At 60.3% G+C, this 24,418-nt stretch carries 21 protein-coding genes and 1 tRNA gene; 9 read left to right on the forward strand and 13 right to left on the reverse strand.

The features are described 5' to 3' along the window. Positions 1-56 precede the first annotated feature (56 nt). The 7 genes from era to rpoZ all read right to left on the reverse strand — a co-directional run bounded on the left by era (position 57) and on the right by rpoZ (position 6,295). Entirely contained in the window at positions 57-983 is a 927-nt protein-coding gene (era, locus tag OCK01_RS07955; RefSeq protein ID WP_263823287.1) for a GTPase Era, read from the reverse strand. Beyond that, on the reverse strand, positions 983-1,714 hold the full coding sequence (rnc, locus tag OCK01_RS07960; protein ID WP_182826763.1) for a ribonuclease III: 732 nt from the start codon (positions 1,712-1,714) through the stop codon (positions 983-985). Before rnc ends, era begins: the two co-directional genes overlap by 1 nt. Next, positions 1,711-2,493 carry a signal peptidase I gene (gene lepB, locus OCK01_RS07965; RefSeq protein WP_263823288.1) on the reverse strand — a complete coding sequence of 261 codons (783 nt, stop codon included), beginning with the start codon at positions 2,491-2,493 and terminating at the stop codon, positions 1,711-1,713. Before lepB ends, rnc begins: the two co-directional genes overlap by 4 nt. Before the next feature lie 102 nt (positions 2,494-2,595). Beyond that, positions 2,596-3,000 (reverse strand): holo-ACP synthase, encoded by a 405-nt coding sequence (acpS, locus tag OCK01_RS07970; protein WP_263823289.1) that lies wholly within the window; start codon positions 2,998-3,000, stop codon positions 2,596-2,598. Positions 3,001-3,192: 192 nt separating this feature from the next. After that, the gene (locus OCK01_RS07975; protein ID WP_182826765.1) at positions 3,193-3,357 is read right to left on the reverse strand and encodes a DUF3563 family protein; all 165 of its coding nucleotides are present in this window, start codon (positions 3,355-3,357) and stop codon (positions 3,193-3,195) included. 194 nt (positions 3,358-3,551) lie between these two features. Beyond that, positions 3,552-5,777, reverse strand: coding sequence for a RelA/SpoT family protein (locus OCK01_RS07980; RefSeq protein WP_263823290.1), 2,226 nt, complete (start codon positions 5,775-5,777; stop codon positions 3,552-3,554). Between the two features lie 116 nt (positions 5,778-5,893). Then, on the reverse strand, positions 5,894-6,295 hold the full coding sequence (gene rpoZ / locus OCK01_RS07985) for a DNA-directed RNA polymerase subunit omega (RefSeq protein ID WP_182826766.1): 402 nt from the start codon (positions 6,293-6,295) through the stop codon (positions 5,894-5,896). Between the two features lie 656 nt (positions 6,296-6,951). Here rpoZ and OCK01_RS07990 point away from each other — a divergent pair. After that, complete coding sequence (locus OCK01_RS07990; protein ID WP_182826767.1) at positions 6,952-7,533, forward strand: NYN domain-containing protein; 582 nt, start codon at positions 6,952-6,954, stop codon at positions 7,531-7,533. Between the two features lie 96 nt (positions 7,534-7,629). Here the strand turns inward: OCK01_RS07990 and smpB are convergent, their stop codons facing one another. Together smpB and dapA are read right to left on the reverse strand one after the other, a co-directional pair. After that, on the reverse strand, positions 7,630-8,109 hold the full coding sequence (smpB, locus tag OCK01_RS07995; protein ID WP_182826768.1) for an SsrA-binding protein SmpB: 480 nt from the start codon (positions 8,107-8,109) through the stop codon (positions 7,630-7,632). Between the two features lies 1 nt (position 8,110). Further along, positions 8,111-8,995, reverse strand: a complete 885-nt coding sequence (gene dapA, locus OCK01_RS08000; protein ID WP_263823291.1) for a 4-hydroxy-tetrahydrodipicolinate synthase — start codon at positions 8,993-8,995, stop codon at positions 8,111-8,113. A gap of 234 nt (positions 8,996-9,229) precedes the next feature. Between dapA and OCK01_RS08005 the strand changes: the two genes are divergently transcribed. Further along, complete coding sequence (locus tag OCK01_RS08005; protein WP_263823292.1) at positions 9,230-11,353, forward strand: lytic transglycosylase domain-containing protein; 2,124 nt, start codon at positions 9,230-9,232, stop codon at positions 11,351-11,353. 365 nt (positions 11,354-11,718) lie between these two features. Here OCK01_RS08005 and OCK01_RS08010 read toward each other — a convergent pair whose 3' ends face one another. Continuing rightward, a complete protein-coding gene (locus OCK01_RS08010) occupies positions 11,719-12,774 on the reverse strand; it encodes a porin (protein WP_182826771.1) in 1,056 nt (351 codons plus the stop codon). Positions 12,775-13,384: 610 nt separating this feature from the next. Here OCK01_RS08010 and OCK01_RS08015 point away from each other — a divergent pair. From OCK01_RS08015 to OCK01_RS08040, 6 genes are all read left to right on the forward strand, one after another. Then, positions 13,385-13,474: transfer RNA gene (locus OCK01_RS08015), tRNA-Ser, on the forward strand. Between the two features lie 149 nt (positions 13,475-13,623). Beyond that, positions 13,624-14,688, forward strand: a complete 1,065-nt coding sequence (locus tag OCK01_RS08020) for an AI-2E family transporter (RefSeq protein ID WP_263823293.1) — start codon at positions 13,624-13,626, stop codon at positions 14,686-14,688. A gap of 337 nt (positions 14,689-15,025) precedes the next feature. After that, a complete protein-coding gene (locus OCK01_RS08025) occupies positions 15,026-16,834 on the forward strand; it encodes an EAL domain-containing protein (protein WP_263823294.1) in 1,809 nt (602 codons plus the stop codon). 106 nt (positions 16,835-16,940) lie between these two features. Further along, entirely contained in the window at positions 16,941-18,041 is a 1,101-nt protein-coding gene (locus OCK01_RS08030; protein ID WP_263823295.1) for a calcium:proton antiporter, read from the forward strand. A gap of 79 nt (positions 18,042-18,120) precedes the next feature. Further along, on the forward strand, positions 18,121-19,587 hold the full coding sequence (locus OCK01_RS08035) for a protein adenylyltransferase SelO (protein ID WP_412178988.1): 1,467 nt from the start codon (positions 18,121-18,123) through the stop codon (positions 19,585-19,587). Between the two features lie 62 nt (positions 19,588-19,649). Next, positions 19,650-20,024, forward strand: a complete 375-nt coding sequence (locus tag OCK01_RS08040; RefSeq protein WP_263823297.1) for a hypothetical protein — start codon at positions 19,650-19,652, stop codon at positions 20,022-20,024. On the opposite strand, the gene OCK01_RS08045 is transcribed toward OCK01_RS08040, so the two are convergent. Genes OCK01_RS08045 through OCK01_RS08055 form a run of 3 tightly spaced genes read right to left on the reverse strand, consistent with a single transcriptional unit; the run spans position 20,025 to position 22,562 of the window. Next, a complete protein-coding gene (locus OCK01_RS08045) occupies positions 20,025-20,159 on the reverse strand; it encodes a hypothetical protein (RefSeq protein WP_263823298.1) in 135 nt (44 codons plus the stop codon). It abuts the gene before it with no gap. After that, positions 20,159-21,163 carry a cytochrome d ubiquinol oxidase subunit II gene (cydB, locus tag OCK01_RS08050; protein WP_263823299.1) on the reverse strand — a complete coding sequence of 335 codons (1,005 nt, stop codon included), beginning with the start codon at positions 21,161-21,163 and terminating at the stop codon, positions 20,159-20,161. The genes OCK01_RS08045 and cydB overlap by 1 nt, the downstream gene beginning before the upstream one ends. Next, on the reverse strand, positions 21,153-22,562 hold the full coding sequence (locus tag OCK01_RS08055) for a cytochrome ubiquinol oxidase subunit I (RefSeq protein ID WP_263823300.1): 1,410 nt from the start codon (positions 22,560-22,562) through the stop codon (positions 21,153-21,155). The genes cydB and OCK01_RS08055 overlap by 11 nt, the downstream gene beginning before the upstream one ends. 341 nt (positions 22,563-22,903) lie before the next feature. On the opposite strand from OCK01_RS08055, the gene OCK01_RS08060 reads away from it, so the two are divergent. Next, positions 22,904-24,412, forward strand: a complete 1,509-nt coding sequence (locus OCK01_RS08060; protein WP_263823301.1) for a hypothetical protein — start codon at positions 22,904-22,906, stop codon at positions 24,410-24,412. Positions 24,413-24,418: the final 6 nt, after the last annotated feature.

Raw genomic sequence — 24,418 nt, forward strand, 5'->3', positions numbered from 1 at the left:
TCGGCATTCGCCGTCATGCACCTCAAGCACGCTTCACGCCATGCTTACATTCCCGCCTATTTGGTGAAGTCGAGGCCCATTTCGCGGAAGCGTTCGGGGTCGTCGCCCCAGTTCTCACGCACCTTGACGAACAGGAAGAGATGCACGGGCTGTTCGAGGATTTCGGAAATCTCCTTGCGCGCCGCCGTCGAGATGGCCTTGATGGCCTCGCCGCCCTTGCCCAGCGCGATCTTCTTCTGGCTGTCGCGCTCGACATAGATGACCTGCTCGATGCGCACCGAGCCATCCTTGCGCTCTTCCCACTTCTCCGTCTCGACATGCGAGGCGTAGGGCAGCTCCTGATGCAGGCGCAGGAAGAGCTTTTCGCGGGTGATTTCCGCCGCCAGCTGCCGCATCGGCAGGTCGGAGATCTGGTCTTCAGGATAGTACCAGGGGCCCTCCGGCAGCGCCGCGGAGAGATAGTTCATCAGGTCGTCGCAGCCGGCGCCCTTGAGCGCCGAGATCATGAAGGTGGCTTCGAAATCGACCATTTCATTGGCGGTCTGGGTAAGCTCGAGAAGGGCCTCATGGCGGACCTGGTCGATCTTGTTGAGCAGCAGGATTTTCGGCTGTTTGACGTCCTTCAACGCTTCCAGGATCTTCTCAGCGTCGCCCTTGATGCCGCGTTCGGCGTCGATCAGGAGCACGATGATATCGGCGTCCTTTGCGCCGCCCCAGGCGGTGGTCACCATGGCGCGGTCCAGCCGACGACGCGGCTTGAAGATGCCGGGCGTGTCCATGAAGACGATCTGGGCATTGTCATGGATGGCGATCCCGCGGATGATGGCGCGGGTGGTTTGGACCTTGTGCGACACGATCGACACTTTGGCGCCCACCAGGCGGTTGACGAGAGTCGACTTGCCGGCATTGGTGGCGCCGATCAGGGCGACGAAGCCGGAGCGGGTCGGGGCGGCGGTCTCCGCAGCGCGTTCAGAGTCTTCCATTATTTTTCCAATCCGTTGAGAGCGGGCTCCGGAGCCCAGACGCCTTCACGCTCCAGCATTTTGCGCGCGGCGACCTGTTCGGCGGCGCGCTTGGAGCGATCCACGCCTTTTTCGGGAGCGAGATCGCCGATTTCGACGAGCACTGTGAATTCGGGGGCATGATCGGGACCGCTGCGGTCCTCGATCCGATAGGTAGGGGCGAAGCCGAATTTCTGATGCGCCCATTCCTGCAATTCGGTCTTGGGATCGCGGCGCATCGGCTCGGCGCGCGTCGCCCGGTCGCTCCATTGCCGCAGGACGAAGCCGCGCGCGGCCTCCAGTCCTCCATCGAGATAGATGGCGGCGATCAGGCTCTCCACCACGTCGGCGCGGACGTTCTTCATCCGCTCCCCGGTGATCTTCTTGAGGTCGGCGCCGGTGCGGATATAGCGGTGCAACTCCATGAGATCGGCGATTTCGGCGCAGGCTTCGGCGGAGACGAGTTTGTTCAGCCTGACCGACAATTCACCCTCGGCGGCAGTCTTGTAGGTGGTGAACAGCAATTCGGCGATGCACAGGCCGAGCACGCGATCGCCGAGAAATTCCAGCCGCTCGTAATTGCCGCCCTTGGCGACGCGGGCGCTGGAGTGGGTCATCGCCCGCTCCAGCCGGTTCTTGTCGTTGAAGCTATAGCCGATGAGGGCTTCCAGCCTGTCGCGTTCGTCAGGCGAGATGACCGACTTCCGGCTCATTTGATCGCCTTGAAGAAACGTTCGTAACGGAGATTGGCCGGCCATTTCCAGACATGCAGGAACGGCGTGCGGTTGGCGATGGAGAAGATGATGAAGCTCGCGCGACCGACCAGATTTTCTTCCGGCACGTAGCCGACGCCGAAACGGCTGTCGGCGGAGTTGTCGCGGTTGTCGCCCATCATGAAATAATGCTTGGCGGGAACGGTGAAGACCTGGGTGTTGTCGCCCTCGCCGGTCGGCGTCAAGTCGAGCGTATCGAAGCTCACGCCGTTGTCGAATGTTTCACGGAACACCGGCACGCCCTGATAATCGCGACTATACTGCACGCCCACGCCTTCGGTGTCTTCCTCGTCGGTGGTGAAGGTGCCGTCTTCCTTGCGCTCCACCGGCTTGTCGTTGATGAAGAGCACATCGCCCTTGACCTGGATACGGTCGCCGGGCAGGCCGACGACGCGCTTGATATAGTCGATCGACGGATCGCTCGGCAGGCGGAAGACGACGACGTCGCCGCGCGCCGGCTCGCTGCCGAACAGTCGCCCCTCGAACCAATCCGGGTTATAGAGCGGCAAGGAGTAGCGCGAATAACCATAGGAAAATTTGTTCACCAGCAGGTAGTCGCCGATCAGCAGGGTCGGCATCATCGAGCCGGAGGGGATGGTGAAAGGCTGGAGCAGAACCGTACGGATGACGCCGGCCAGCAGAAACGCCTGGAACAGGACGACAATGGTTTCCCAGAAGGCGTTTTTCTCTTCCGGCTTGCGATGTTCGGTCACGCTCATTCATTCCTCTTGACATCCGCCCGCCCAAACCTGGCGTCGGTTTTTGCTCTGTCTAGCTCTTTCCCCCGGCGGCGGCAAGCTTTGCACCCGATGGCGGCGCGTTCAGGCTGCTTCCGGCACGGCTTCGATGATCACGAAGGCTTGAGCCAGGGGAAAATCGTCGGTGATGGTGATGTGGATGACCGGTGTGTGTCCATTCGGCACAAGCGTCGCAAGTCGTTCGGCCGCTCCGCCGGTCAGCTTCATGGTCGGCTTGCCGCCCGGAAGGTTGATGACCCCCATGTCTTTCCAGAGAACACCCTGGGCGAGGCCGGTGCCGAGCGCTTTCGAGCAGGCCTCCTTGGCGGCGAAACGCTTGGCGTAGGACGCGGCGCGATTCTTGCGGCCATCCGATTTCGCCCGCTCGATATCGGTGAAACACCGTTTGACGAACCGCTCTCCAAATCGTTCGAGCGTCTTCTCCACCCGCCTGATGTCGATCAGGTCGCTGCCGATGCCGATGATCATTGTCCGTCCTTCTTGCCGTTCGCGCGGTGTTTCCTCGCGACAGGACATAGGCGCGGAACGGGGCGCATGCAACGCGCCGGCAATTTCGGACGGCGAAATTCCTCACGCGACAGCCGATCGGACAAAAAATAAGGCCGGCGCGGGCGCCAGCCTGATGTCGTCGGGAGACTTGCTCCCAGCCTCGAACTTCACTCAGAGGAAGTTGACGGCGCGGTTGCGGAACATGCCGCGATCCACCTGGCGCTGGCGATATTCGAGATCGATGCGGTCCGCCGCAGCATTCAGGTAAGCCATTTCGCGATCTTCCACCGAGGGACCACGCAGACGATTGGCAATCTTAGACATATAGCCGAACATTGGAAACTCCTTTGCTTTCCGTTGTTCCTCCCTATCGAAGACTAAGATAGTTCATCTGCTGCAGCGCACAAGTTTCCTTTCATTGACGCTGCCATGCAACAAAAGCATGCCTGGTTAAAACTGATTAAAATACGCGCGATAGCCGCTCGACAACGGGGCAGAATGCCGGTTTTTCCGGCGCTCCGTCCCGTATCTCAGTCGAAGACCCGTTTGACGGTCGAGACGCATTGAAGATCCTTGAGCTGCGCCAGGAGATGGCTGAGCTGTCGCAGATCCCAGACCTCGACGTCGATCGCCATTTCGGTGAAGTCGGAGGCGACGCGGACCATGGACATGGTGCGGATATTGACATCCGCCGTGCCGATCGCTTGGGCGATGGTCGCCAGCGTGCCGGGCTCGTTGATGGCGTTGATCAGGATGCGGGCGACGAAGCGCGCCTTGTTGGCTTCGTCGAGATCCCAGCGGATGTCGATCCAGCGCTCGGGCAGTTCGTCGAACTTCTGAAGCGCAGGCGACTGGATGGGATAGACGGTGATGGCGTGATCGCCGTCGTGAATGCCGACGATTCTGTCGCCGGGCACCGCGCCGGATGGCGCAAAATGCACTTCGATGTCACGCGACAGACCCCGAAACAGTTCCGGACCCGGCTCGTTGCCGTCGGATGCGGCGTCTACGCGCTTCTTCTGGCCCTCCGGGATCTTGAAGATCATGCCCTGGGCGCTGCGAACGTTGAACCAGCCTTCTTCGTTGCTTTTGACGGTGACGCGTTCGTCCTGATAATCCGGGAAACAGGCCTTGAGCACGTCGAGCGACGACATCTCGCCGCGGCCGACGGCGGCGATGGCGTCCTCGACCTCCTTATGGCCGAGGCGATGCAGCGACGGCTTCATCACGTCGCGCGAGAAGACCTTGCCGGCGCGCTCGAACGTGCGCTCCAGGATGCGCTGGCCGAGACCCGCATATTGCTTGCGAATGGCAAGACGCGTCGCGCGGCGGATGGCCGAGCGCGCCTTGCCGGTGACGACGATCTCCTCCCAGGCGGCGGGAGGAACCTGTACGCCCGAGCGGATGATCTCGACCTCGTCGCCATTGGCGAGCCTCGTCACCAGCGGCATGATGCGGCCGTTGATCTTGGCGCCCACGCAGGTGTCGCCGATATTGGTGTGGACGGCATAGGCGAAATCGATGGGCGTCGCGCCGCGCGGCAGGGCGATGAGCTTGCCCTTCGGCGTAAAGCAGAATACCTGATCCTGGAACAGTTCGAGCTTGGTGTGCTCGAGGAACTCTTCGGGATTGTCGCCTTCCGCCAGCGATTCGATCGTCAGGCGCAGCCAGGAATAGGCGTTGGACTGGCGATTGGCGCCCTCCCCGCCCTGGCCGTTGGCTCCGTCCTTGTAGAGCGTGTGCGCGGCGATGCCGTATTCGGCGATCTCATGCATCCGCATCGTGCGGATCTGCAGTTCGATACGCTGGCGGGCGGGGCCGACGATGGTCGTATGGATCGACTGATAGTCGTTCTGTTTGGGCGTCGAAATATAATCCTTGAACCGGCCCGGCACGACGCGCCAGCGCGTATGGACGATGCCCAGCGCCTTGTAGCAGTCCGGCACCTGATCGACGATGACCCTGAAGCCGTAGACATCAGAAAGCTGCTCGAAAGACAGGGACTTCGACTGCATCTTGCGAAAGACCGAATAGGCCTTCTTCTGACGACCCTTGACGTAGGCCTTGCCGAGGCCGTTGACGTTGAGAAGTTCCGTCAGCTCCTGTTCGATGCGCTGGACGAGATCGGCATTGCGTTCCGACAGTTCCTCCAGTCGCCGCGAGATCGTCGCATGCGCTTCCGGATTGATATGGCGGAAGGACAGCTCTTCGAGCTCTTCGCGCATGTCCTGCATACCCATGCGGCCGGCCAGCGGCGCATAGATGTCCATCGTCTCCTCGGAAATGCGGGCTCGCTTTTCCTGGGTCATATGGTCGAGCGTGCGCATATTGTGCAGGCGGTCGGCCAGTTTGACCAGCAGAACGCGCACGTCGTCGGAAATCGCGAGCAACAGCTTGCGCAGATTTTCCGCCTGCTTGGCCTTGCGGGACACGAGATCGAGTTTCTTGATCTTGGTTAGTCCCTCGACCAGACGACCGATGTCCTCGCCGAACATGCGATCGATTTCGTCACGGGTCGCCGAAGTGTCTTCGATCGTGTCATGCAGAAGCGCGACCGCGATGGTCGATTCGTCCAGATGCATGTCGGTCAGGATGGCGGCCACTTCAAGCGGATGCGAGATATAGGGATCGCCGCTGGCGCGCTTCTGCAGGCCATGCTTCTGCATGGCGTAGACATAAGCCTTGTTCAGAAGCGCTTCGTTCACATCCGGCTTGTATTTCTGGACGCGCTCGACGAGCTCGTATTGGCGCATCATGAAGGGGCGGCTCCCGCAAAAACAAAGATAGCGCCGATCTCGAGACCGGCGCCTGATTCTATAAACACAACGCATGTCGCACGGGCCTTTATTGCAGGCCGATGGCTAGCGAAGGATTAATAGTCGTCGTTCTTCTCCGGCGGGACGAGACCTTCGATGCCGGCGAGCAGCTCTTCTTCCGACATCTGGTCGAAATTCAGCGTATCGGGCTGATCCTCGTCCTCATCACCGACATCGGCGGCGCTCTCGGTCGACAGCAGCGACGACGCATCGGGTTCCGGCTCGTCGACTTCCACATGCTTCTGAAGCGAATGGATGAGATCTTCCTTCAGATCGCCCGGAGAAAGCATCTCGTCGGCGATTTCACGCAGAGCCACCACAGGATTCTTGTCGTTGTCGCGATCGATGGTGATCGGCGCGCCCTGAGAAATGAGGCGGGCGCGATGGCTCGCCAACAAAACCAACTCGAAACGATTGTCGACCTTGTCGATGCAATCTTCTACCGTGACGCGGGCCATTGCCTGTCCTTATTCGTTTTCCACAGATGTCAAGCCCGTGGCGTTACAGTTTTTACGCGGCGATTTCAAGATGGCCGGTTGAGGACGCCGCATATTTTGTGAAATCCTAAAAAAGCTCGATTCCAGCGCAATCTAGGTTCAGGTCAGGTAGATCTCGTGTTTTTAGACCTGCAGGAGATCTTCAGCGCCCCGACGAGAAATCTCTTTTCGCCCGATACGCCGACGCCGTCGTCTCCACCGGAAAAAAATACCAATATAACGGAGAATGAACCACCACCCTTACTCTCGAAACAATGATGATTTCATAACCCGGAGGCCTCTATATTTTAGTTCCTATCTGATTTGCGATGGAGTATTGTGAAAGAGACACGACTTGTGGGTCTGCCGTTTTTCTCAGCTCGCGCAGTTCACAAAACTGCGTCTTCCGGATTTCGCGCGCCAAGAGCAAAAGAAAGGATGCTCTCGGCCCGGCGTAGGCCAAAAGTTTATCGAACCCAGTTCCCCAACGCCAAATAATCCTTGGAAAGCGACTGTTAATAAATTAAAAAGACTCTTATATGAATGATTCATAAAATACTTGAATTATTCAGAGGAAGCTATAGGGCTGCGGTCTATCAGGTAGATCGTTGCGATGCTGCAACCGAACAGGAATAAACATGTTTGATCCGCGCGAAAAAATTGCGTTATTTATCGATGGAGCCAACCTTTACGCCGCCTCCAAAAGTCTCGGATTTGATATCGATTATCGGAAACTCCTCAAGGCTTTTCAGAAACGCGGTTACCTCTTACGGGCCTATTATTATACAGCTCTGATCGAGGATCAGGAATATTCCTCTATTCGCCCACTGATCGACTGGCTCGATTACAATGGCTATAAAGTGATCACGAAGCCGGCCAAGGAATTCACCGACTCGCTCGGCCGACGCAAGATCAAGGGAAACATGGATATCGAACTGGCGATCGACGCCATGGAGCAATCCGAAGTCGTCGATCACCTGGTGATTTTTTCCGGCGACGGCGATTTCACCACGCTGGTCGAAGCCCTTCAGCGCAAGGGCCGCAAAGTTTCGGTCGTTTCGACCATGTCCACCCAACCGCCGATGATCGCCGACGATCTTCGCCGCCAGGCCGATCATTTCATCGATCTTGTGACGCTGAAGGCCGAAGTGGGCCGCGACCCCTCCGAACGCGCGCCGCGTCCGGCTCCGGAGCCGGTCAACGAGGATGTCGACCTCTAAACCTCGGACACACCGTGTCATGACGAAAGGGCGCCGAGGCGCCCTTTTCCATTCCTATCCCAGGCGCGACGATACGGCGACGGGAAGCTCACCCGATCAGCCGTGATCGCGCAGCAGACGGCCCTTCTGACGGTCCCAATCCCGCTGCTTTTCGGTTTCGCGCTTGTCGTGAAGTTTCTTACCCTTGGCCAGCGCCAGTTCCAGCTTCGCCCTGCCCTTGTCGTTGAAATAGACCTTCAACGGAACAAGCGTCATGCCCTCGCGGGTAATGGCGATGCGGAGCCGGTTGATCTCCTTGCCAGACAGCAGGAGTTTGCGCGGCCGGCGCGGCGCGTGATTGAAGCGATTGGCCTGCAGATATTCTGGAACGTAGGAATTGATCAGCCAGATCTCGCCATTCTCGTCGCTGGCGTAGGATTCGGCGATATTCGCCTTGCCCTCGCGCAAAGACTTGACCTCGGTGCCGGTCAGCATCAAGCCCGCTTCATAGGTATTGACGATCTCGAAATTGAAGCGGGCCTTACGGTTCTCCGCCACGATCTTCTTGATCGGCGTGGGTCTGCCTTTGTGTGTCATCTCACGCCATCAGATCGGCATGGCGAAGCGCATTGTCAAGGGCGGCTTCGGTAGCGGGCTCGAGCATCGGCACCAATGGCGAGCGCACGGCGCGGCTCATGCGGCCCATCTTGGACAGCGCATATTTTGCGCCGCAGACACCGGGCTCCATGAAGATGGCCTTGTGCAGCGGCATCAGCCTGTCCTGAAGCTCGAGCGCGCGGGCATAATCACCGGCCAGCGTCGCCGCCTGGAATTCGGCGCAGAGCTTCGGCGCGACATTGGCGGTGACGGAAATACAGCCGACGCCGCCATGGGCGTTGAAGCCGAGCGCGGTCGCGTCTTCTCCGGACAGTTGGATGAATTCCTTGCCGCAGGAGATGCGCTGCTCGGACACGCGTTCGATCTTGCCGGTCGCGTCCTTGACGCCGACGATGTTGTCATAGGCGCCAGCGAGATGGCCCATGGTCTCGGGCGTCATGTCGATCACCGAGCGGCCGGGAATATTGTAGATAAAGATCGGCAGGCTCACCGCTTCGGCGATCGCGGAATAATGCGCGATCAAGCCTTTCTGGGTGGGCTTGTTGTAATAGGGCGTGACGACGAGAAGCGCGTCGGCGCCGGCCTTTTCGGCATGACGCGCGAGTTCGATCGCCTCGGTGGTGTTGTTCGATCCCGCGCCTGCGATCACCGGAACGCGGCCTCTGGCGAGTTCCACGCAGAGTTCGACCACGCGCTTGTGTTCCGCATGGCTGAGCGTCGGCGATTCGCCCGTCGTGCCTACCGGCACGAGGCCGGCGCTGCCCTCGGCGATCTGCCATTCGACATGCGCTGCGAAACTGGCTTCATCGACGCCGCCATCCTCAGCGAACGGCGTCAAAAGTGCGGGAATGGAACCCTTGAACATCTACTGAACTCCTCATCGGCCGACCGGCCCATTCTTTAGCCGCAATCGCTTTTTACGGGTTGTCGGACCATATAGAAGCCGGCACATCGCAGCAAGACGAATAGGCGCGCCATAACCGGCTTTTGATGTCGCAGAAAGTTGATTTCATCGGCATTAACCAAGGATTTACCAGACTGACGGCTGATAGATCTCAGCAAGTCCGATACGGACGTCGGACGCGGCGGAGCCAGTGACATGAAGCGCGCCTTCATCGCCATTCTCGTTTGCACGGCCGGCGCCGGCGCCGTGGCCGGCCTCATCGGCGGGCGGGTGAAACCAGGGGCCGCGCCGCCCGACGAGATTTCGACGACGCTTTCGATCCCCCATCCCAAGACAACTCCGCCGGCGGTGAAATCCGAACGCATCGCACCGGCAAACCCTCTCCAGCAGATCGATGAACCAGCAAGCGCGACGGCTCCGGACCTGTTCGTGGGGTCGGCCAGCGACACGTTGCGCGCGGGCTTTCGCGCCCTGCAAACGCGCGACACGCTTTCGGCCATCGCTTTTCGCGACCGCCTGGCCACCGGCGGCGTCGAGTGGAAGACGCTGACATGGGCCATTGCGGTGTCCGGCCAGACGGCGACGCCGAGTTCGGAACTGGTCATGGCGAAGTCTGCGCTGAAGGGATGGCCGGCGCTGGACGACATCGAAGAAAACCTCGAAAAGGCGTTGTTTCGCGAGAATGCTCCGCCTCGACGGGCGGCCGAGATGATCGGCGCGGAAGGTCCAAAGAGTATCGAGGGCGACATTCTGGTGATCCGAGCCCGGATCGAGGCCGACGACGAGGCAGGAGCACGGACACGGCTGCAGGCCTTATGGAGCGGCCGTGTTTTCGATGTCGAGACGGAGGATCGACTTCTCAGCGAATTCGGCGACCGTTTGAACGTCGGGGATCACAAGGCCAGGCTGGTCAGGCTGCTCTATGCGGAAAAATTCGGCCAGTCCGCCCGCTTCGCCACCTTGGGAAAAGCGGAGCCGCTCGCCAAGGCGTTTATCGCCGTGATCCGGCGCGACAAGAAAGCGGGCGACCTGCTCGAACAGGCGCGCGGCGGCTTCGACAAAGAGCCAGCGTTTCTGTTCGTGGCCGCCAAGCAGGCTCGGTTCGAACGCCGCTTCCGCGAGGCGGCCCGCCTTTTGTCCACCGCGCCGAAGGATCAGGCTCGCCTGGTCGATCCCGGCGCATGGTGGGTGGAGAGGCGCATCGTCAGCCGCATGCTGTTCGAACAGGGCCGGCCGGCGGACGCCTATGAACTCGCCGCGACGCATCCGTCCGTACAGCCAACCGATATCGTCGAGGCGGAATTTCATGCAGGCTGGTACGCCCTACGGGGACTGAAGGACGCCCGGAAGGCAAAGCCGCACTTCAACGCCATTCTCGCCGCCAGCCCGAGAGCGCATGATCAGGCGCGGGCCTATTACTGGCTCGGACGCGCCGCGGAAACCGCCGGCGACAGCGACGCCAAAACCCTGTTCGCAAAGGCGTCCGACTATCCGGCAACTTTTTACGGTCAGTTGGCCGCCTCACGCATCGGCGTCGCCATACATCCCCAGCAGCGGTATCGTCCGCTGGCGGACATCGTGTCCCTGATGAAAAGTCGGCCCGAAATGCAGGCGATCGACCTCATGCTGCAATGCGGGCAGGACGGGAGGGCGCGCCGGCTCTATCTCGCCTTGGCCCGGACGCTCGAAAGCCCGACCGAATTGCAGGCGTTGGCCGACTCGGCATTGAGCGCGCAGGGGCCGGTCTTGGCGCTGGCGATCGGCAAGGCGGCGCTCAATCAGGGGCACGATCCGGGAATGGCCGCCTTCCCGCTCGGCGCCATTCCCGACAGCGCCGATATTTCCGGGGCCGGAAAGGCGCTTGCCTATGCGATCGCCCGCCAGGAAAGCGCCTTCAACCCCAAGGCCGTCTCGCCTGCCGACGCGCGCGGACTGTTGCAAATCCTTCCGTCCACCGCCAAGACGCTCGCCGCCCGGCACCAACTCGCCTGGGCGGAGGAGAAACTGACCGAAGACGCAGGCTATAACGCGACGCTCGGCTCGCATTATCTCGGCGAGCAGATCGACAAGTTCAGGGGATCCTACATTCTCACTTTTGCCGCATACAACGCCGGCCCGGGGCGAATTCCGCAATGGATCAAGCGTTACGGCGACCCGCGGAAGATGAAGCTGGACGAGGTCGTCGACTGGATCGAAGCGATTCCATTTCAGGAGACGCGCGATTACGTGCAGAAGGTGATGGAGAACTATCAGGTTTACAAGGCGCTGCTTAACCAGCCGGGGGATATCGGAAGCGACCTCACGGCGGGTCGAAAATAGGGCCATCGCCAACCGTGGCGCCCGGCTAAACTCTCGCGTTTCTCTCTCGACCAACAGCTTCTGGCCTGCATGAACAACGGGCCATCGTCCTCGGCGATGGTCTTCATACGAAACACGCTTCAGACTCGTATCAAAGCAGGTCAGGTGGAGGCCGGCTGATCGCCTCTTTGCGGAGGCTGCCATCCTCTTGCAGCATATCGGCATCCACAGCGCCTCGGACCTATCTCGAATTCGGTTCCGGATGCATGACGCGCACGACCGCGGCCTCACCGCTCCGCCCATTCAAAAAAACAAAAACCCCCGGCGTGAGCCGAGGGTTTCGAGACCGACCTTGCGGCCGGCCTGAAAGTCCAATCCCAGAAGGATTAGAACGTGCGCTGGAAGCGGATCATGCCGTTCCACTGGTCGCCGTCGGCGAGACGGTTGTCGAAGGACGTGTAGGTGACTTCCGGCTGGATCAGGAGACCAGCAACCGGGTTCCACTTGACGTTGGCGGCGATCGCCAGGGTGTCCTTGTCGGTGCCAGCAACCTGGGCGTTGAAGCCGAGGTCGTCGGAAACCTTGTAGCCGACGCCGGCCCAGGCAGCCCAGTCACCCCAAGAAGCGCCGGAAGCGTCGCCAGGAGCGTAGTTGTTGACGTTCTTGCCCGAAGACGACCAGGCGGCCATCACGAAGGCAGAGAAGGCGCCGAAGTTGCCGTCGACACGACCCTTGATCGCACCTTCGTCACGACGCTCGTCGTAACCGCCGACCACGGTGACGCCGAAGGAGCCAGCCGAGTAGCCGACGCCGCCGGTGACGTTCGGGATGTAGTCTTCGCCGTTGCGAACGCGAGCGCCAACCAGGATGTCGTCGGCTTCGAGACCGAGGCCGACCTTGAGGCCAGCGCCGTTGTCGTAGACGTAGTTGATCTGGTTGACTTCGAACTGGCCGTAGGAGACCACGTCGTCGTTGATGATGTCGCCAGCGTAGCCGGTCATCGTCGTGAAGAGCGAGTCAGCCAGACCGACGGTGAAGCCGGCGATCGAGATGTTGGCGGCAACGAGGCTGGTGTTGGTGCCGACGCCGTCATTGTAGGTGCCGTCGAAGTCGAGGCGACCAACGAACTGGGTCTTGAGCGGGCCGTATTCGGTGTCCGAAGCGGAATCCATGTAGATTTCGCCGCGCGAACGGGTGCGCCAGCCCTTGTCGCTGTTCAGAGCGTAGGAGTTGGCAGCCTGAAGGTCGAAGCGGACGCGGCCGCCGATCTTGAGGCAGGTTTCGGTGCCGGGGATGTAGAAGTAGCCGGTGCCGTAAGCATCGCAGACCTTCACGTATTCCATGGGTTCCGGTTCGGCGGCGACGACAGCGTCGGCAGCCTGAGCGCCGGAAACAACTGCCAGAGCAGCTGCGGAGCCGAGAAGAAGGCTCTTAATGTTCATTTCTGACCTCCAGTCAAAATGTTTCATTCGGGTGTGGGTTCTATCGCCTGAGGCGTTCCCTGCCCCACTCCCATTCAGAAGACATCGGGCATCCCCGCCGCTTCGAAGGTGATCATAGTGACAGGCGCAGCCGACGCAATCGGGAAACGCCCCCCGACAGGTTTAATCGGTCGCGTTCAAATTCCGTTGTTACAGAAAAGACACACAATCGACAGCGAGCCCGTCATAATTCCATAGAATTTTAACAAACCTTACCCAAACCTTAACAAAGTCAGGCACATAGAAGCTGTGCAATAGTCTTTAACGAAGCTGAAGCCGGTGTGCTTTCCCCGTTTCCGGCGTGAAAATGGCGGCCTGCGGGCCTTATATGGAGGAGCGGACTTGCCTCCGGCTACACGACAGCCGCGCCTTCCCGGTCGGTTCGAGAGCATTTTGGAGCAGAATCGATCAAACGATTCGAGAGCTCGGCTTGGGTCGTTCGTCACGCGCTTAGTCATCGCCCTTCGCGCTGCGCGTCGAAATCTCAAAAATTCGAAATCTGAAAAAAATGTGCGGCAAGGCGGAATACGGCTTGATCAGCCCCATCATTGTGAGTATCCACGCCCTCAACGGAGAGGTGGCCGAGTGGTCGAAGGCGCTCCCCTGCTAAGGGAGTATACCCGGAAGGGTATCGTGGGTTCGAATCCCATCTTCTCCGCCATATGACCTCACCCAATTCCACCAGATCAAAGCCCAGGTCGTTTATCGCCTTCGCGCGATCAGTCTTATCGCATCCGTCAGGAACACGCCTCGCGCGATGGCGTTTAGCCGTCATTGCCGTTCTTCGGAGAGGCGAGAGCGCGAGGTCGGATGGAAAAGCGGGTTTCACTTCTGGTGTTCGGTCTGGGCATCGCGATCTTGACAATTCTGGCGCCTGGAGCGTTGTTCGTGGTTTTCGCGGGCGTCCTGCTCGCCATTCTGTTTCGCGCCTGCGGCGATGCGTTGGCCGGCGCGGCGCGGATCGCGCCGATCTTCGGCCTCGTCGTCTTCTTCGTGCTGCTGCTCGCTGCGCTGGCGCTTGCCGTCATATCCGCCGCGCCGGCGATTTCCGAACAGACTGCCGCCATCACCGAAGCCCTGCCGAAGGGTCTGGCCAAGCTCAAGGAGCGGATCGACGGCTTCGGCTGGGGCGAAAGGCTGCTCGATCGCGACTTTACCGAAGCGATTCGCTGGCCCGCAGCCACCAATGTCACCACCGGCGTGCTGTCCACGACGTTCGGAGCCTTGGGCGACCTCGTGATCATTCTGTTCATCGGGCTCTACGGGGCCTTCGATCCGCAGCGCTATCGAGCCGGACTGATCCTGATGTTTGCGCCATCTATTCGGCCCGACGCCGAAGAGGTGCTCGACCGGTCGGTGGACGCCCTGCGCAACTGGCTCGTCGGTCAATTGATCGCCATGGCGCTGATCGGCCTCCTGACCGGGCTCGGCTTGTGGCTGATCGACATGCCCCTTGCTCTGTTGCTCGGGCTGATCGCCGCCTTTTTCGCCTTCGTGCCCAATATCGGGCCCGTGCTCGCGGCTATCCCGGGCATATTGATCGCGCTGCCAGACGGCATGAACAAGGCGTTTTTGGCGATCGGCATCTATGCCGGAGTGCAGGCGCTGGAAAGCTATGTCGTCACCCCGCTCATTCAGCGACGGCGCGTCAAGTTGCAGCCGGCCTTCGTGATTTCCACGCAGATCCTGTTCGGATCACTGTTCGGACTGATGGGCCTCGCTATCGCCACGCCTTTCGCCGCACTCGTCAAGACGCTCACACAGGAGCTCTATATAAAGCGGTACCTAGAGCGAGAGCCCGCGCCAAAACGGGGGGAAGACGACCGGCCCGCCGCCTTGGCGCGTCACGCGCCGGTCCGCGACGCGCGGCGCTGATTGAGCGCGCGTAATCTCTTTCGTCCCCTCTTCTGTAAAAGACGTCGCGAAACACGGAGACGGCGGGCATGGATGTTTATGGCGTGGACCCCGTTAAATGCCTTGATCGCTGCGTCGCAGGCCTCCTGGAGTTGGCTCGAGCGCGACAACGCCTTCGGCATGCCCGCCGGGACGGATTGCCTGGAGGGATGGATTTGCGCCTATCCACCGTCATAGCCAGCGCCGCTCGGCCGTTCGCGGCGCGGCAAGCGGTGGAAATACAGACTTTCGCCGTTTTTCTTAATGCCCTTTTAGTCCCCCTGATGCATTATCCAGTTACCTTTCGTCGGGAGCCTGCATGCTACAGACGCTGCAAAACACGATCCTGGAACTCATCGCGACCGGAGCGCCGCTGAAGCCGACGATCGATCGGCTGTGCGTGATGGTCGAGGACATGGTTCCCGAGGTGGTGTGTTCGGTCGTGGAGGCGGATGCGCAGGGACGCCTCCATCCGCTGTCGGCGCCGTCGCTGCCCGATCACTATTCGCAAGCCCTCGAAGGCATTCAGTCCGGCCCCAAAGTGGGCTCCTGCGGCACCGCCGTCTATCGCAAGAAGCCGGTCATCGTCACAGACATCGCCACCGACCCGCTGTGGGAGGATTACAGGGCTCTGCCCCTGCCGCTCGGCCTGAAAGCGTGCTGGTCTTCGCCGATCTTCAGTCAAGGCGAGGTGGTCGGCTCATTCGGCTTCTACTTTCGAGACACGAGAGGGCCGACCGATTTCGAAATCAAGATCGTCACCGCCTGCACGCATCTCACGGCCATCGCGCTGGAGCGCGAAGCGCGAGTGCGCGAGCGTCAGCGTCTGGCCTTCACCGACGCGCTGACGGGCCTGCCCAACCGAGCCTGTTTCAATGCGCGCTTCGACGACATGCTGGCGCAATGCGATCGCGATTGGGGCCTCATCCTCGTCGATCTCGACAATCTCAAGCTCGTCAACGATACGTTCGGCCATTCGGCCGGCGATGCGTTGATCCGCGCAGTGGCCTCGCGCACCACCCCGATCGTGGGCGACGGCAAGCTCTTCCGGCTCGGCGGCGACGAATTCGCGGTGATCGCGTCGCTCGACGACGAGGGCGGCCTGCATACCTCGGCCCATGCCATCATCAACGCCATGGAGGCGCCCTGCGATTGCGCCGGCCATGTCGTCCATCCCTCGGCCACGATGGGCGGCGCACTGATCGCGCCAGGCCAATCCCCGGAGACTATCCGGCAGAATGCCGATCTCGCGCTCTATCACGCCAAGGAGAGAGCGCGGGGCGGCTTCATCACCTTCCAGGACGGGATGGGCACCGCGATCAGCGAGCGTTACCGCGCCGTGCGCGAGGTGACGGCAGCCCTGGCGGAACAACGCATCGAAGCATTCTACCAGCCGGTCGTCGACATGAAGACCGGCTTGGTGGCCGGGCTCGAAGCGCTGTGCCGCATGCGCAACCCCGACGGCTCGATCACCCCGGCCGCAGCCTTTCACGAGGCGACCAAGGATGCGCGGGTGGCGGCTAAACTCACCCGCGTCATGCTCGACAAGGTCGCCGCGGACATGGCGAACTGGAGCGGCATGGGATTGAACGGCTTCAATGTCGGGGTCAACATATCCAGCGCCGACTTTCACAACGGCAATCTGCGCAACGGATTGAACGAGGCTTTCGCCCGGCCCGGAGCCTCTCGCGAGCGGCTGGTGATCGAAATCACCGAATCCGTCTATCTCGACCAACGCGATCGCGCCATCGCCGACGAAATCGGCCGGTTGCGGAGCGATGGCGTCAAAGTCGCCCTCGATGATTTCGGAACAGGTTTCGCCTCGCTGACGCATCTGATGTCGATCCCCATCGACACGATCAAAATCGACAAGTCCTTCACCCGCGGCGTCACCGAACCCGGGCCGAGCCGCGTCATCACCGAAGGGCTGGTGCAGATCGCGCAGCGTTTGGGGCTGAGAGTGGTCGCCGAGGGCGTGGAAACGGTCGAACAGGCGGAGCAATGCGTCGAGATCGGCTGCCGTTACGGTCAAGGATATCTCTATGCCCGCGCCGCGCCTTTCGCGATCGTCACGGAGATGATCCGTCGACGCGCCTTCGATCTGTCGCTGCTACAGCGCAGCGCGTAAAAAATTTCGCGACAATTCCTCATCCTGCGGGTTACCCATCGCAAGCGAGTCGGCGGCGCTCATAACCGTCTGCAACGCGCCGATCGAGCGAGATCCGAGGAGCATCATGAAAGCCTACGCCCGCGAAGAATTCATCCTCATCGTGCCGGCGCTCGCCGCGGTCGTCGCGTTCGCCGGAGAGAGCTGGTTTCTCGGGCTCGGCCAGGCGGCAAACCTCGTCACGGCGGCGCTGCTGGTGGCGGCGATCGTCATGGCCTCGGTGCGCGTCGCCAAACATGCCGAACACCTCGCCGTCCGCGTCGGTGATCCCTATGGCACGATGATCCTGACTTTGTCCGCCGTGGCGGTCGAAGTCATCATCCTTGCGATTCTCATGCTCGATTCCGGCTCCAAGACGCTGGTGCGCGACACGATTTATTCGGCGGTCATGCTCGATATCAACGGCATTCTCGGGCTGGCGGCGCTGCTCGGCGGGTTGCGCTACGGCGAACAACCCTACAACAATGATTCCGGCCGCACCTATGGCGTGATGATCCTGACCGCCATGGGCATTTCCATGATCGTGCCCGAATTCATCCCGGCGGCGAAATGGCATTATTATTCCGCCTTCACCATCTTCGCGATGGTGACGCTCTATGCACTGTTCCTGCGCATGCAGGTCGGCCAGCATTCCTATTTCTTCAGCTACGCTTATACCTCGTCGGACCGCAAGCAGGCGCAGCCCCACGAAGAAGAGCACGATGGCGACGGCGTGCCGATGGCGTTTTCCATCGGCGTCATCATTCTCGGCGTGGTGCTGATCGGCGGACTGGCCGAGATCATGTCGGCCTTCCTAGATCATGGTCTCGAAGGCACAGGCGCGCCGCCGGCGCTGATGGCGGTGCTGGTTGCGGCGATCTCGGCGGCGCCGGAAATCCTCACCGCGCTGCGGGCGGCGCTGCGCAACCGGATGCAGGCGGTGGTGAACATCGCCATGGGCGCCTCGCTCTCCACCGTCATTCTCACCGTCCCGGTCATGGAAGCGATCGCGCTCATCAACGGCCAGCCGCTGACCATGGCGATGACGCCGGTGCAGACGGTGATGGTGGCGATCACGCTGATCGCCGCCGCCATCAATCTCAATGACGGCGAGACCAACGCCATCGAGGGCATGACGCATTTCGTGCTGTTCGGCGCTTTCGTGATGCTGACCATGCTGGGGCTGTAGAAGACGGATGAGCGCTTGCAGCGGAAACATCGCGCGCCCATCTGTGTTCTGTCAGTTCCTGAGCCTCGAAAGCCGCCCCATGCTCGATTTCGTCAACACCTATGCCGCCCTGCCCGACCGGTTTTACGCCCGGGTTCATCCGTCCGGCGCGCCGAGCCCACGGTTGATCGCCTATAACCGCGATCTCGCCCGCGAACTCGGGCCGTCCTGGGAAGCCATGGACGAGGCGACGGCGGGTGCGGTGTTTTCCGGCAATCAGGTGCCGGATGGATCGATGCCGATCGCCATGGCCTATGCCGGCCACCAGTTCGGCGGCTTCTCGCCGCAACTCGGCGACGGCCGCGCTATACTGCTCGGCGAGACTGTCGACCGCGAGGGCGTCAGGCGCGACATCCAGCTCAAGGGCGCGGGCCGCACGCCCTATTCGCGCGGCGGCGATGGCCGCGCCGCGCTCGGCCCCGTCATCCGCGAATATATCGTCAGCGAAGCCATGCATGCGCTGGGACTGCCGACGACGCGGGCGCTGGCGGCCGTCGCCACCGGCGATCAGGTCTATCGCGAGACGTCGCTGCCCGGCGCCGTGCTGACGAGGGTGGCGAAAAGCCATGTGCGGGTCGGCACCTTCCAGTTTTTCGCCGCGCGCGGCGACACCGACGGCGTCAAGGCGCTGGCGGATTACGTCATCGAGCGGCTCTATCCAGATCTCGCCGACGAGGCCAATCCCTATCTCGGGCTGCTCCGGCGCGTGGCCGAGCGGCAAAGCGCGCTCGTGGCGCGCTGGATGCAGATCGGCTTCATCCATGGCGTGATGAACACCGACAATTCCTCGATTTCCGGCGAGACGATCGATTTCGGCCCCTGCGCCTTCATGGAAGCCTATGATCCCGCCACCGTGTTCAGCTCCATCGACCGGAACGGCCGCTACGCCTATCATAACCAGGCCGGCATCGCGCAGTGGAACCTCGCAAGGCTGGCCGAAACGCTGCTGCCGCTGCTTGCCGACGAGCTCGACGCCGCCGTGGAAATCGCCAATTCCGAGGTGCAGCGCTTCGGCCCGCAGTTCACCGGCCATTGGGTGGCGGGGCTCAGGCGCAAGCTGGGTTTGACGACCGAGCGCGAGGGTGATGAGCCGCTGATCCAGGGGTTCCTAGACCTGCTGCAGGCGGGCGAGGTCGATTTCACCCGCGCCTTCCGCCTGCTTTCGGATGCGGCGCTTGGAGATGACGCCCCTCTGCTCTCCCTCTTCGTCGATCCGGATCCTGTCACAGCTTGGCTGACCGAGTGGCGGCAGCGTCATGCGGGCGAGGAGATCTCGGCTGCCGAGCGCGCTGCGGCGATGCGGGCGGTCAATCCCATCTATATTCCGCGCAACCACCTGATCGAGGAGGCGATCGTGGCGGCGACGGAGCGGGAGGATTTTGGCCCCTTCGAGCAGCTGCACGCCGTGCTGGCGCATCCCTACGAGCGGAGGGCCGATGTTGCCGCGCGCTATGAACTCCCGGCCCGGCCCGAGGAGCGGGTGCTGCGCACCTTCTGCGGCACCTGACCGACGGGAACCTCCTTGCCCCGCCCGGCGTTGTTAGAACGAACCGAACAGGAGGTTTTCACATGGAAAATGTCGAATCGCAGGTCATTCCCGAACGCGGCGGCAAACAGGGTTATACGGTCGAATTCGTCAGCCCAGCCGGCGACATCGTTTCCGTCTTCATGCCGAATGGCGATGAAAGCGATCTGAACCGTTTGAACGCCGAGACTCGCGCTCGCCACGTGATGGCCGAAATTGCCGGCATGGATGCCGGCCAATTGCGCGATGTGACCGACAAGCCCGCCTCCGAGCGGCTGTCGGCCCGCCAGACCGGGCAGAAGGAAGAACTCGAAGATCAGTTGCAGGAGGGGCTGGAAGACTCCTTCCCCGCCAGCGACCCGGTGTCGATCACGAGCAGCACCGTATCGGGCAGCGGGCCGAAATCCAACGCCGCCTGATCAGATCAGCACCGTCCGGATCGCCAGTCCGACCAGACTGACTGCGGCGACGCCCGCGATCCAGAGGCCGAAGAACCAGAGGAGGCGCTTCCCCGCGGAAGCGCCTTTTTCGTTGCTTTCCAGCCTTTCATCCATCAGTGATATCCTTCTTCCGGATCCACCTTGCCGCGGAACACCCAGTAGGAATAGGCGGTGTAGCAGAGGATCATCGGCACCAGCACCAGCGCGCCGACCAGCAGGAAAGCGAGGCTCGAATCCGGCGCCGCCGCATCCCAGATGGTCAGCGAGGGCGGCACGATATAGGGGTAGAAGGAAATGCCGATGCCGGCATAGCCGAGGATGAACAGGCCGAGCGCCGCCAGAAACGGCAGCGTGTCGCGGTGCGCCTTCAAACCGTAGAGCATGAGCGCGAAGCAGCCCGCGACCAGCAGCGGCACGATGACGCTGAAGGCGGCGGTCGGCCAGGCGAACCAGCGGCTGAGATAGACGTCGCTGAGGAACGGCGTCCACAGGCTGACCGCGCCCATGGCGACGAGCGTGGCGACCGCCGAAAGATAAGCCAGCCGCCGCGCCTTGGCGCCGAGTTCGCCATGCGTCTTCATCACCAGCCAGGTGGAGCCGAGCAGCGCATAGCCGATCACCACGGCGACGCCGGTGGCGATGGAGAACGGCGTCAGCCAATCCCACCAGCCGCCGGCATAGGCGCGGTTTTCAATACGGATGCCCTGCACCAAGGCGCCCAGCGCGATGCCCTGGCACAGCGCCGCCGTGAAGGAGCCGGCGAAGAAAGCCTTGTTCCAGAAACCCTGCCAGCGATGGGTGCGCCAGCGGAACTCGAAAGCGACGCCCCGGAAGATCAGCCCGAGCAGCATCAGGATGATCGGCATGTAGAGCGCCGGCAGGATGGTGGCGTAAGCGAGCGGGAAGACGGCGAGCAGGCCGCCTCCCCCCAGCACCAGCCAGGTCTCGTTGCCATCCCAGACGGGCGCCACCGAGTTCATCATCACATCCTTGTCGTGTTTCTCCGGAAACAGCGGATAGAGGATGCCGATGCCGAGATCGAAGCCGTCGAGGATGACATAGGCCAACACGGCGAAGGCGATAATGGCCGCCCAGATGAACGGATAATCAATGGGCATGGGCGGGCTCCTTCATCTGCGCCGGGCCGGGATGGATGCCGGCGGAGCGGATCGGCCCGCCGCCGAGATCCGGCATGGGGTCGCGCGGCAGACGGCCCATCAGCCGGAGGATATAGAAGACGCCCGCGCCGAAGACGAAGAAATAGACGACGATGAAGGCGATCAGCGAAGCCGCCACCGCCGGCGCGGCGATCGGCGAATGCGACTCTGCGGTCAACAGATGGCCATAGACCGTATAGGGCTGGCGGCCGACTTCGGTGGTGATCCAGCCGGCGAGCACGGCGACGAAACCCATCGGACCCATGACGAGCGCAGAGCGCAGGAACCATGTGTGGGTGGCGAAATCGCCCTTCCAGCGCCGCCACAGGCTGAACAAAGCCAGCCCCAGCATGGCGAAACCGAGCGTCACCATCACCCGGAACGACCAGAACACCACCGCCACCGGCGGCTGGCGATCGCGCGGGATGGTGTCCAAGCCGGCGAGCGGAGCGTTGAGATCATGCTTGAGGATCAGGCTCGACAGTTTGGGGATCTGGACGGCGTAATCGACCCGTTGCTCATCCTGATTGGGCAGGCCGAACAGGATGAGCGGCGCGCCCTCGGGATGGCTGTCGAAATGGCCTTCCATGGCCATGACCTTGGCGGGCTGATGCTCCAGCGTGTTCAGCCCATGGGCGTCGCCGGCGACGATCTGCAAAGGCGCGACCACGGTGATCATGCCCATGGCCATCGACAGCATCTTGCGCGAGCGGATCGGCGCATGCCGCCGGAGCAGATGCCAGGCGCCGACCGCGCCAACCACCAGCGCCGTGGTGAGATAGGCGGCGAGCACCATATGGGTGAGCCTATAGGGGAAGGACGGGTTAAAGACGATGGCCCACCAGTCGGTCGGGATGAACTGACCCTTGTCGTTGATGGCGAAACCCTGCGGCGTCTGCATCCAGGAATTCACCGCCAGAATCCAGGTGGCCGAGATCAGCGTGCCCACCGCCACCATCAGCGTGGCGAAGAAATGCAGCCCCGGCCCGACCTTGTTGCGGCCGAACAGCATGACGCCGAGAAAGCCCGCCTCGAGGAAGAAGGCGGTCAGCACCTCATAGCCCATCAACGGGCCGATGACCGGGCCGGCCTTGTCCGAGAACACCGACCAGTTGGTGCCGAACTGATAGGACATGACGATGCCCGAGACCACGCCCATGGCGAAAGCGATGGCGAAGATGGTCTTCCAGAAATCGAAGAGTTCGAGATAGACTCGGTCCTTCGTCCACAGCCACAGGCCTTCGAGCACGGCGAGGTAGCTCGCCAGCCCGATCGAAAAGGCCGGGAAGATGATGTGGAAGGACACGGTGAAGGCGAATTGGATGCGCGCGAGAAGAACCGCGTCGAATTGGTCAAACATGGCGCCAACTCCTTTTTATCGTCGCGCCCTCAGGACGGGCGCTTGCTATATTACGCTGGCGTCATGAAATGTGTAGCTGCAACTGACGTTTCTCAATCGGACAAGACGCCACGCGGTGTGTCGCCGCAGGCGGAACCGGAGGAAGTGGGGATTGTTCCTCAACTGCTTTGGGCGTGACTTAAAAAATGCACTGCGACACCTTTTTATTGTCATCCAAATATTACTAATTTTATTTTTATCAGGATGAAGGTTTTATCACTGTCGCATCATGACTGCTAATTACATATTGTTGAGAAATGGAAAAGAGTCGATTTAAGCTGAAACTGAACAAGTCGCGATATGTGAAATGGCTTGAGCGAGCCAACGACTTAGACTGCCTGCGCATGATTTGGGCAGTAGACTCGATACAATCAGGCAACGACGAAGCCGCCAAACCGTTTCTCAAGTATCCAAAGGAAGCTGTCACTTCGGATATGTCAGATAAATTTGCAATATATAAATGGGAGCTGGAGACAATTATAACGTCCCTACTCACAACACCTAAGGACAAACCACAAGCAGGCAGATACCACTTTACTAATCTTCAAGATTTTAATTCATTCTCCTTTTTAGTAAATATTTTGAGGTCAATCGAAGAAGGCGAGTATAACCTCACTGCTTCGGCGGATAAAGTTCTAGAAGAAATGTATAAGGTTGGACAACGCCAATTCTCTTGGCAGAGAGGTTATAACAGCGAGCAACTTTTCCGATATGCTTTCGTTTACGGACAAGGAGAGTGTGGACATTTTTTTCAAGAACAGAACGGATTATCCGTATCATCTTTTATTTTCATGAGCTTAGTGCTTTTTGGTGTCCAAGCTCAAGCTCCATTTAAAGAAGAAATTGATGTCTCTAGCCTTGATGTAGCTCAAGAAGATATGGAAAAAACTTTAAATATTCTGAGTTCGGACATCACGGATATACGAAAGCGAGCCAAGAAGCTCAACCTCGACGCGATGAAAGCGCTGAAGGGCCCGCTGAAGACGGCTTACATGCCGAGCGTTTTAAGGCAAAAGCCTATAGTGCGGATTGATCGGCCCCACCGAAAACCGCTTTACATATCTCCGTTAACACCACTCATTATGCATCGCGCTACGGCAGGACTATATTATGACATAGCAAAGGGCCCCAAGAGGCTGTTGTCTGAGGCAAATTCAAGGTTTGAAGACTACGTCCGTGTGCTCACGAAGGGGTTCAATCCGCGGCTTGAAACTCTGCAAGGAGCAGCTTATGGAACGAAGGCTAATAGAATTGATCCGCCTGATTGCTTAGTTAAAGACGGTGATGCGATCGTGGCAATTATTGAATGCAAAGCAACAAAATTGACTTTTGCAGCCCAATTTTCCGAAAACCCTATTGAGGCCGAGCGAGCAAAATTTGATCAATTGGTGAAGGGCATCTACCAGGTTTGGCGATTTTTCTCTCATGCCCGCCGAGGGATCTATGCAGAACATTCCGTTTCTCCGACGGCTTACGGAATTGTCCTGACCATGGATAACTGGATGCAGATGGCTGACAAGCTACGTCGCATTGCTGCTGACCGCGCCCGGGAACTTGCAGCCCAAGATATTGATATTACAGCGGCTGATATGAAAACCATTATCTTCGTCTCTGTTCAGGAGTTGGCTGACACTTGCATTGTTACCGAAACAGACGAATTCCTGCAGGTTCTGAGCCATGCGTGTCACCCGCGCTTTGAAGGCTACAGTCTCCCTCAAATAGCCCGCGAATGCGGTATTCAACTTACAGAGAAGAAATTTCCATTAAAGATGAACCATTTGCTGCCCTGGTGGGAAATAATTAAAAATTGAATTTTT

The organism is Rhizobium sp. TRM95796, assembly GCF_025779995.1.
Taxonomy (GTDB): domain Bacteria; phylum Pseudomonadota; class Alphaproteobacteria; order Rhizobiales; family Rhizobiaceae; genus Rhizobium_E.

What these genes read in the sequence shown, in the direction of transcription:
- smpB (WP_182826768.1), bottom strand. Translation starts at nt 8,109, where the DNA reads ATGACACACAAAGGCAGACCCACGCCGATCAAGAAGATCGTGGCGGAG.
- acpS (WP_263823289.1), bottom strand. Translation starts at nt 3,000, where the DNA reads ATGATCATCGGCATCGGCAGCGACCTGATCGACATCAGGCGGGTGGAG.
- OCK01_RS08030 (WP_263823295.1), top strand. Translation starts at nt 16,941, where the DNA reads ATGAAAGCCTACGCCCGCGAAGAATTCATCCTCATCGTGCCGGCGCTC.
- rpoZ (WP_182826766.1), bottom strand. Translation starts at nt 6,295, where the DNA reads ATGGCCCGCGTCACGGTAGAAGATTGCATCGACAAGGTCGACAATCGT.
- OCK01_RS07980 (WP_263823290.1), bottom strand. Translation starts at nt 5,777, where the DNA reads ATGATGCGCCAATACGAGCTCGTCGAGCGCGTCCAGAAATACAAGCCG.
- OCK01_RS08005 (WP_263823292.1), top strand. Translation starts at nt 9,230, where the DNA reads ATGAAGCGCGCCTTCATCGCCATTCTCGTTTGCACGGCCGGCGCCGGC.
- OCK01_RS08035 (WP_412178988.1), top strand. Translation starts at nt 18,121, where the DNA reads ATGCTCGATTTCGTCAACACCTATGCCGCCCTGCCCGACCGGTTTTAC.
- rnc (WP_182826763.1), bottom strand. Translation starts at nt 1,714, where the DNA reads ATGAGCCGGAAGTCGGTCATCTCGCCTGACGAACGCGACAGGCTGGAA.
- cydB (WP_263823299.1), bottom strand. Translation starts at nt 21,163, where the DNA reads ATGCCCATTGATTATCCGTTCATCTGGGCGGCCATTATCGCCTTCGCC.
- dapA (WP_263823291.1), bottom strand. Translation starts at nt 8,995, where the DNA reads ATGTTCAAGGGTTCCATTCCCGCACTTTTGACGCCGTTCGCTGAGGAT.
- OCK01_RS08055 (WP_263823300.1), bottom strand. Translation starts at nt 22,562, where the DNA reads ATGTTTGACCAATTCGACGCGGTTCTTCTCGCGCGCATCCAATTCGCC.
- era (WP_263823287.1), bottom strand. Translation starts at nt 983, where the DNA reads ATGGAAGACTCTGAACGCGCTGCGGAGACCGCCGCCCCGACCCGCTCC.
- OCK01_RS08025 (WP_263823294.1), top strand. Translation starts at nt 15,026, where the DNA reads ATGCTACAGACGCTGCAAAACACGATCCTGGAACTCATCGCGACCGGA.
- OCK01_RS07975 (WP_182826765.1), bottom strand. Translation starts at nt 3,357, where the DNA reads ATGTTCGGCTATATGTCTAAGATTGCCAATCGTCTGCGTGGTCCCTCG.
- OCK01_RS08010 (WP_182826771.1), bottom strand. Translation starts at nt 12,774, where the DNA reads ATGAACATTAAGAGCCTTCTTCTCGGCTCCGCAGCTGCTCTGGCAGTT.
- lepB (WP_263823288.1), bottom strand. Translation starts at nt 2,493, where the DNA reads ATGAGCGTGACCGAACATCGCAAGCCGGAAGAGAAAAACGCCTTCTGG.
- OCK01_RS08020 (WP_263823293.1), top strand. Translation starts at nt 13,624, where the DNA reads ATGGAAAAGCGGGTTTCACTTCTGGTGTTCGGTCTGGGCATCGCGATC.
- OCK01_RS07990 (WP_182826767.1), top strand. Translation starts at nt 6,952, where the DNA reads ATGTTTGATCCGCGCGAAAAAATTGCGTTATTTATCGATGGAGCCAAC.
- OCK01_RS08040 (WP_263823297.1), top strand. Translation starts at nt 19,650, where the DNA reads ATGGAAAATGTCGAATCGCAGGTCATTCCCGAACGCGGCGGCAAACAG.
- OCK01_RS08045 (WP_263823298.1), bottom strand. Translation starts at nt 20,159, where the DNA reads ATGGATGAAAGGCTGGAAAGCAACGAAAAAGGCGCTTCCGCGGGGAAG.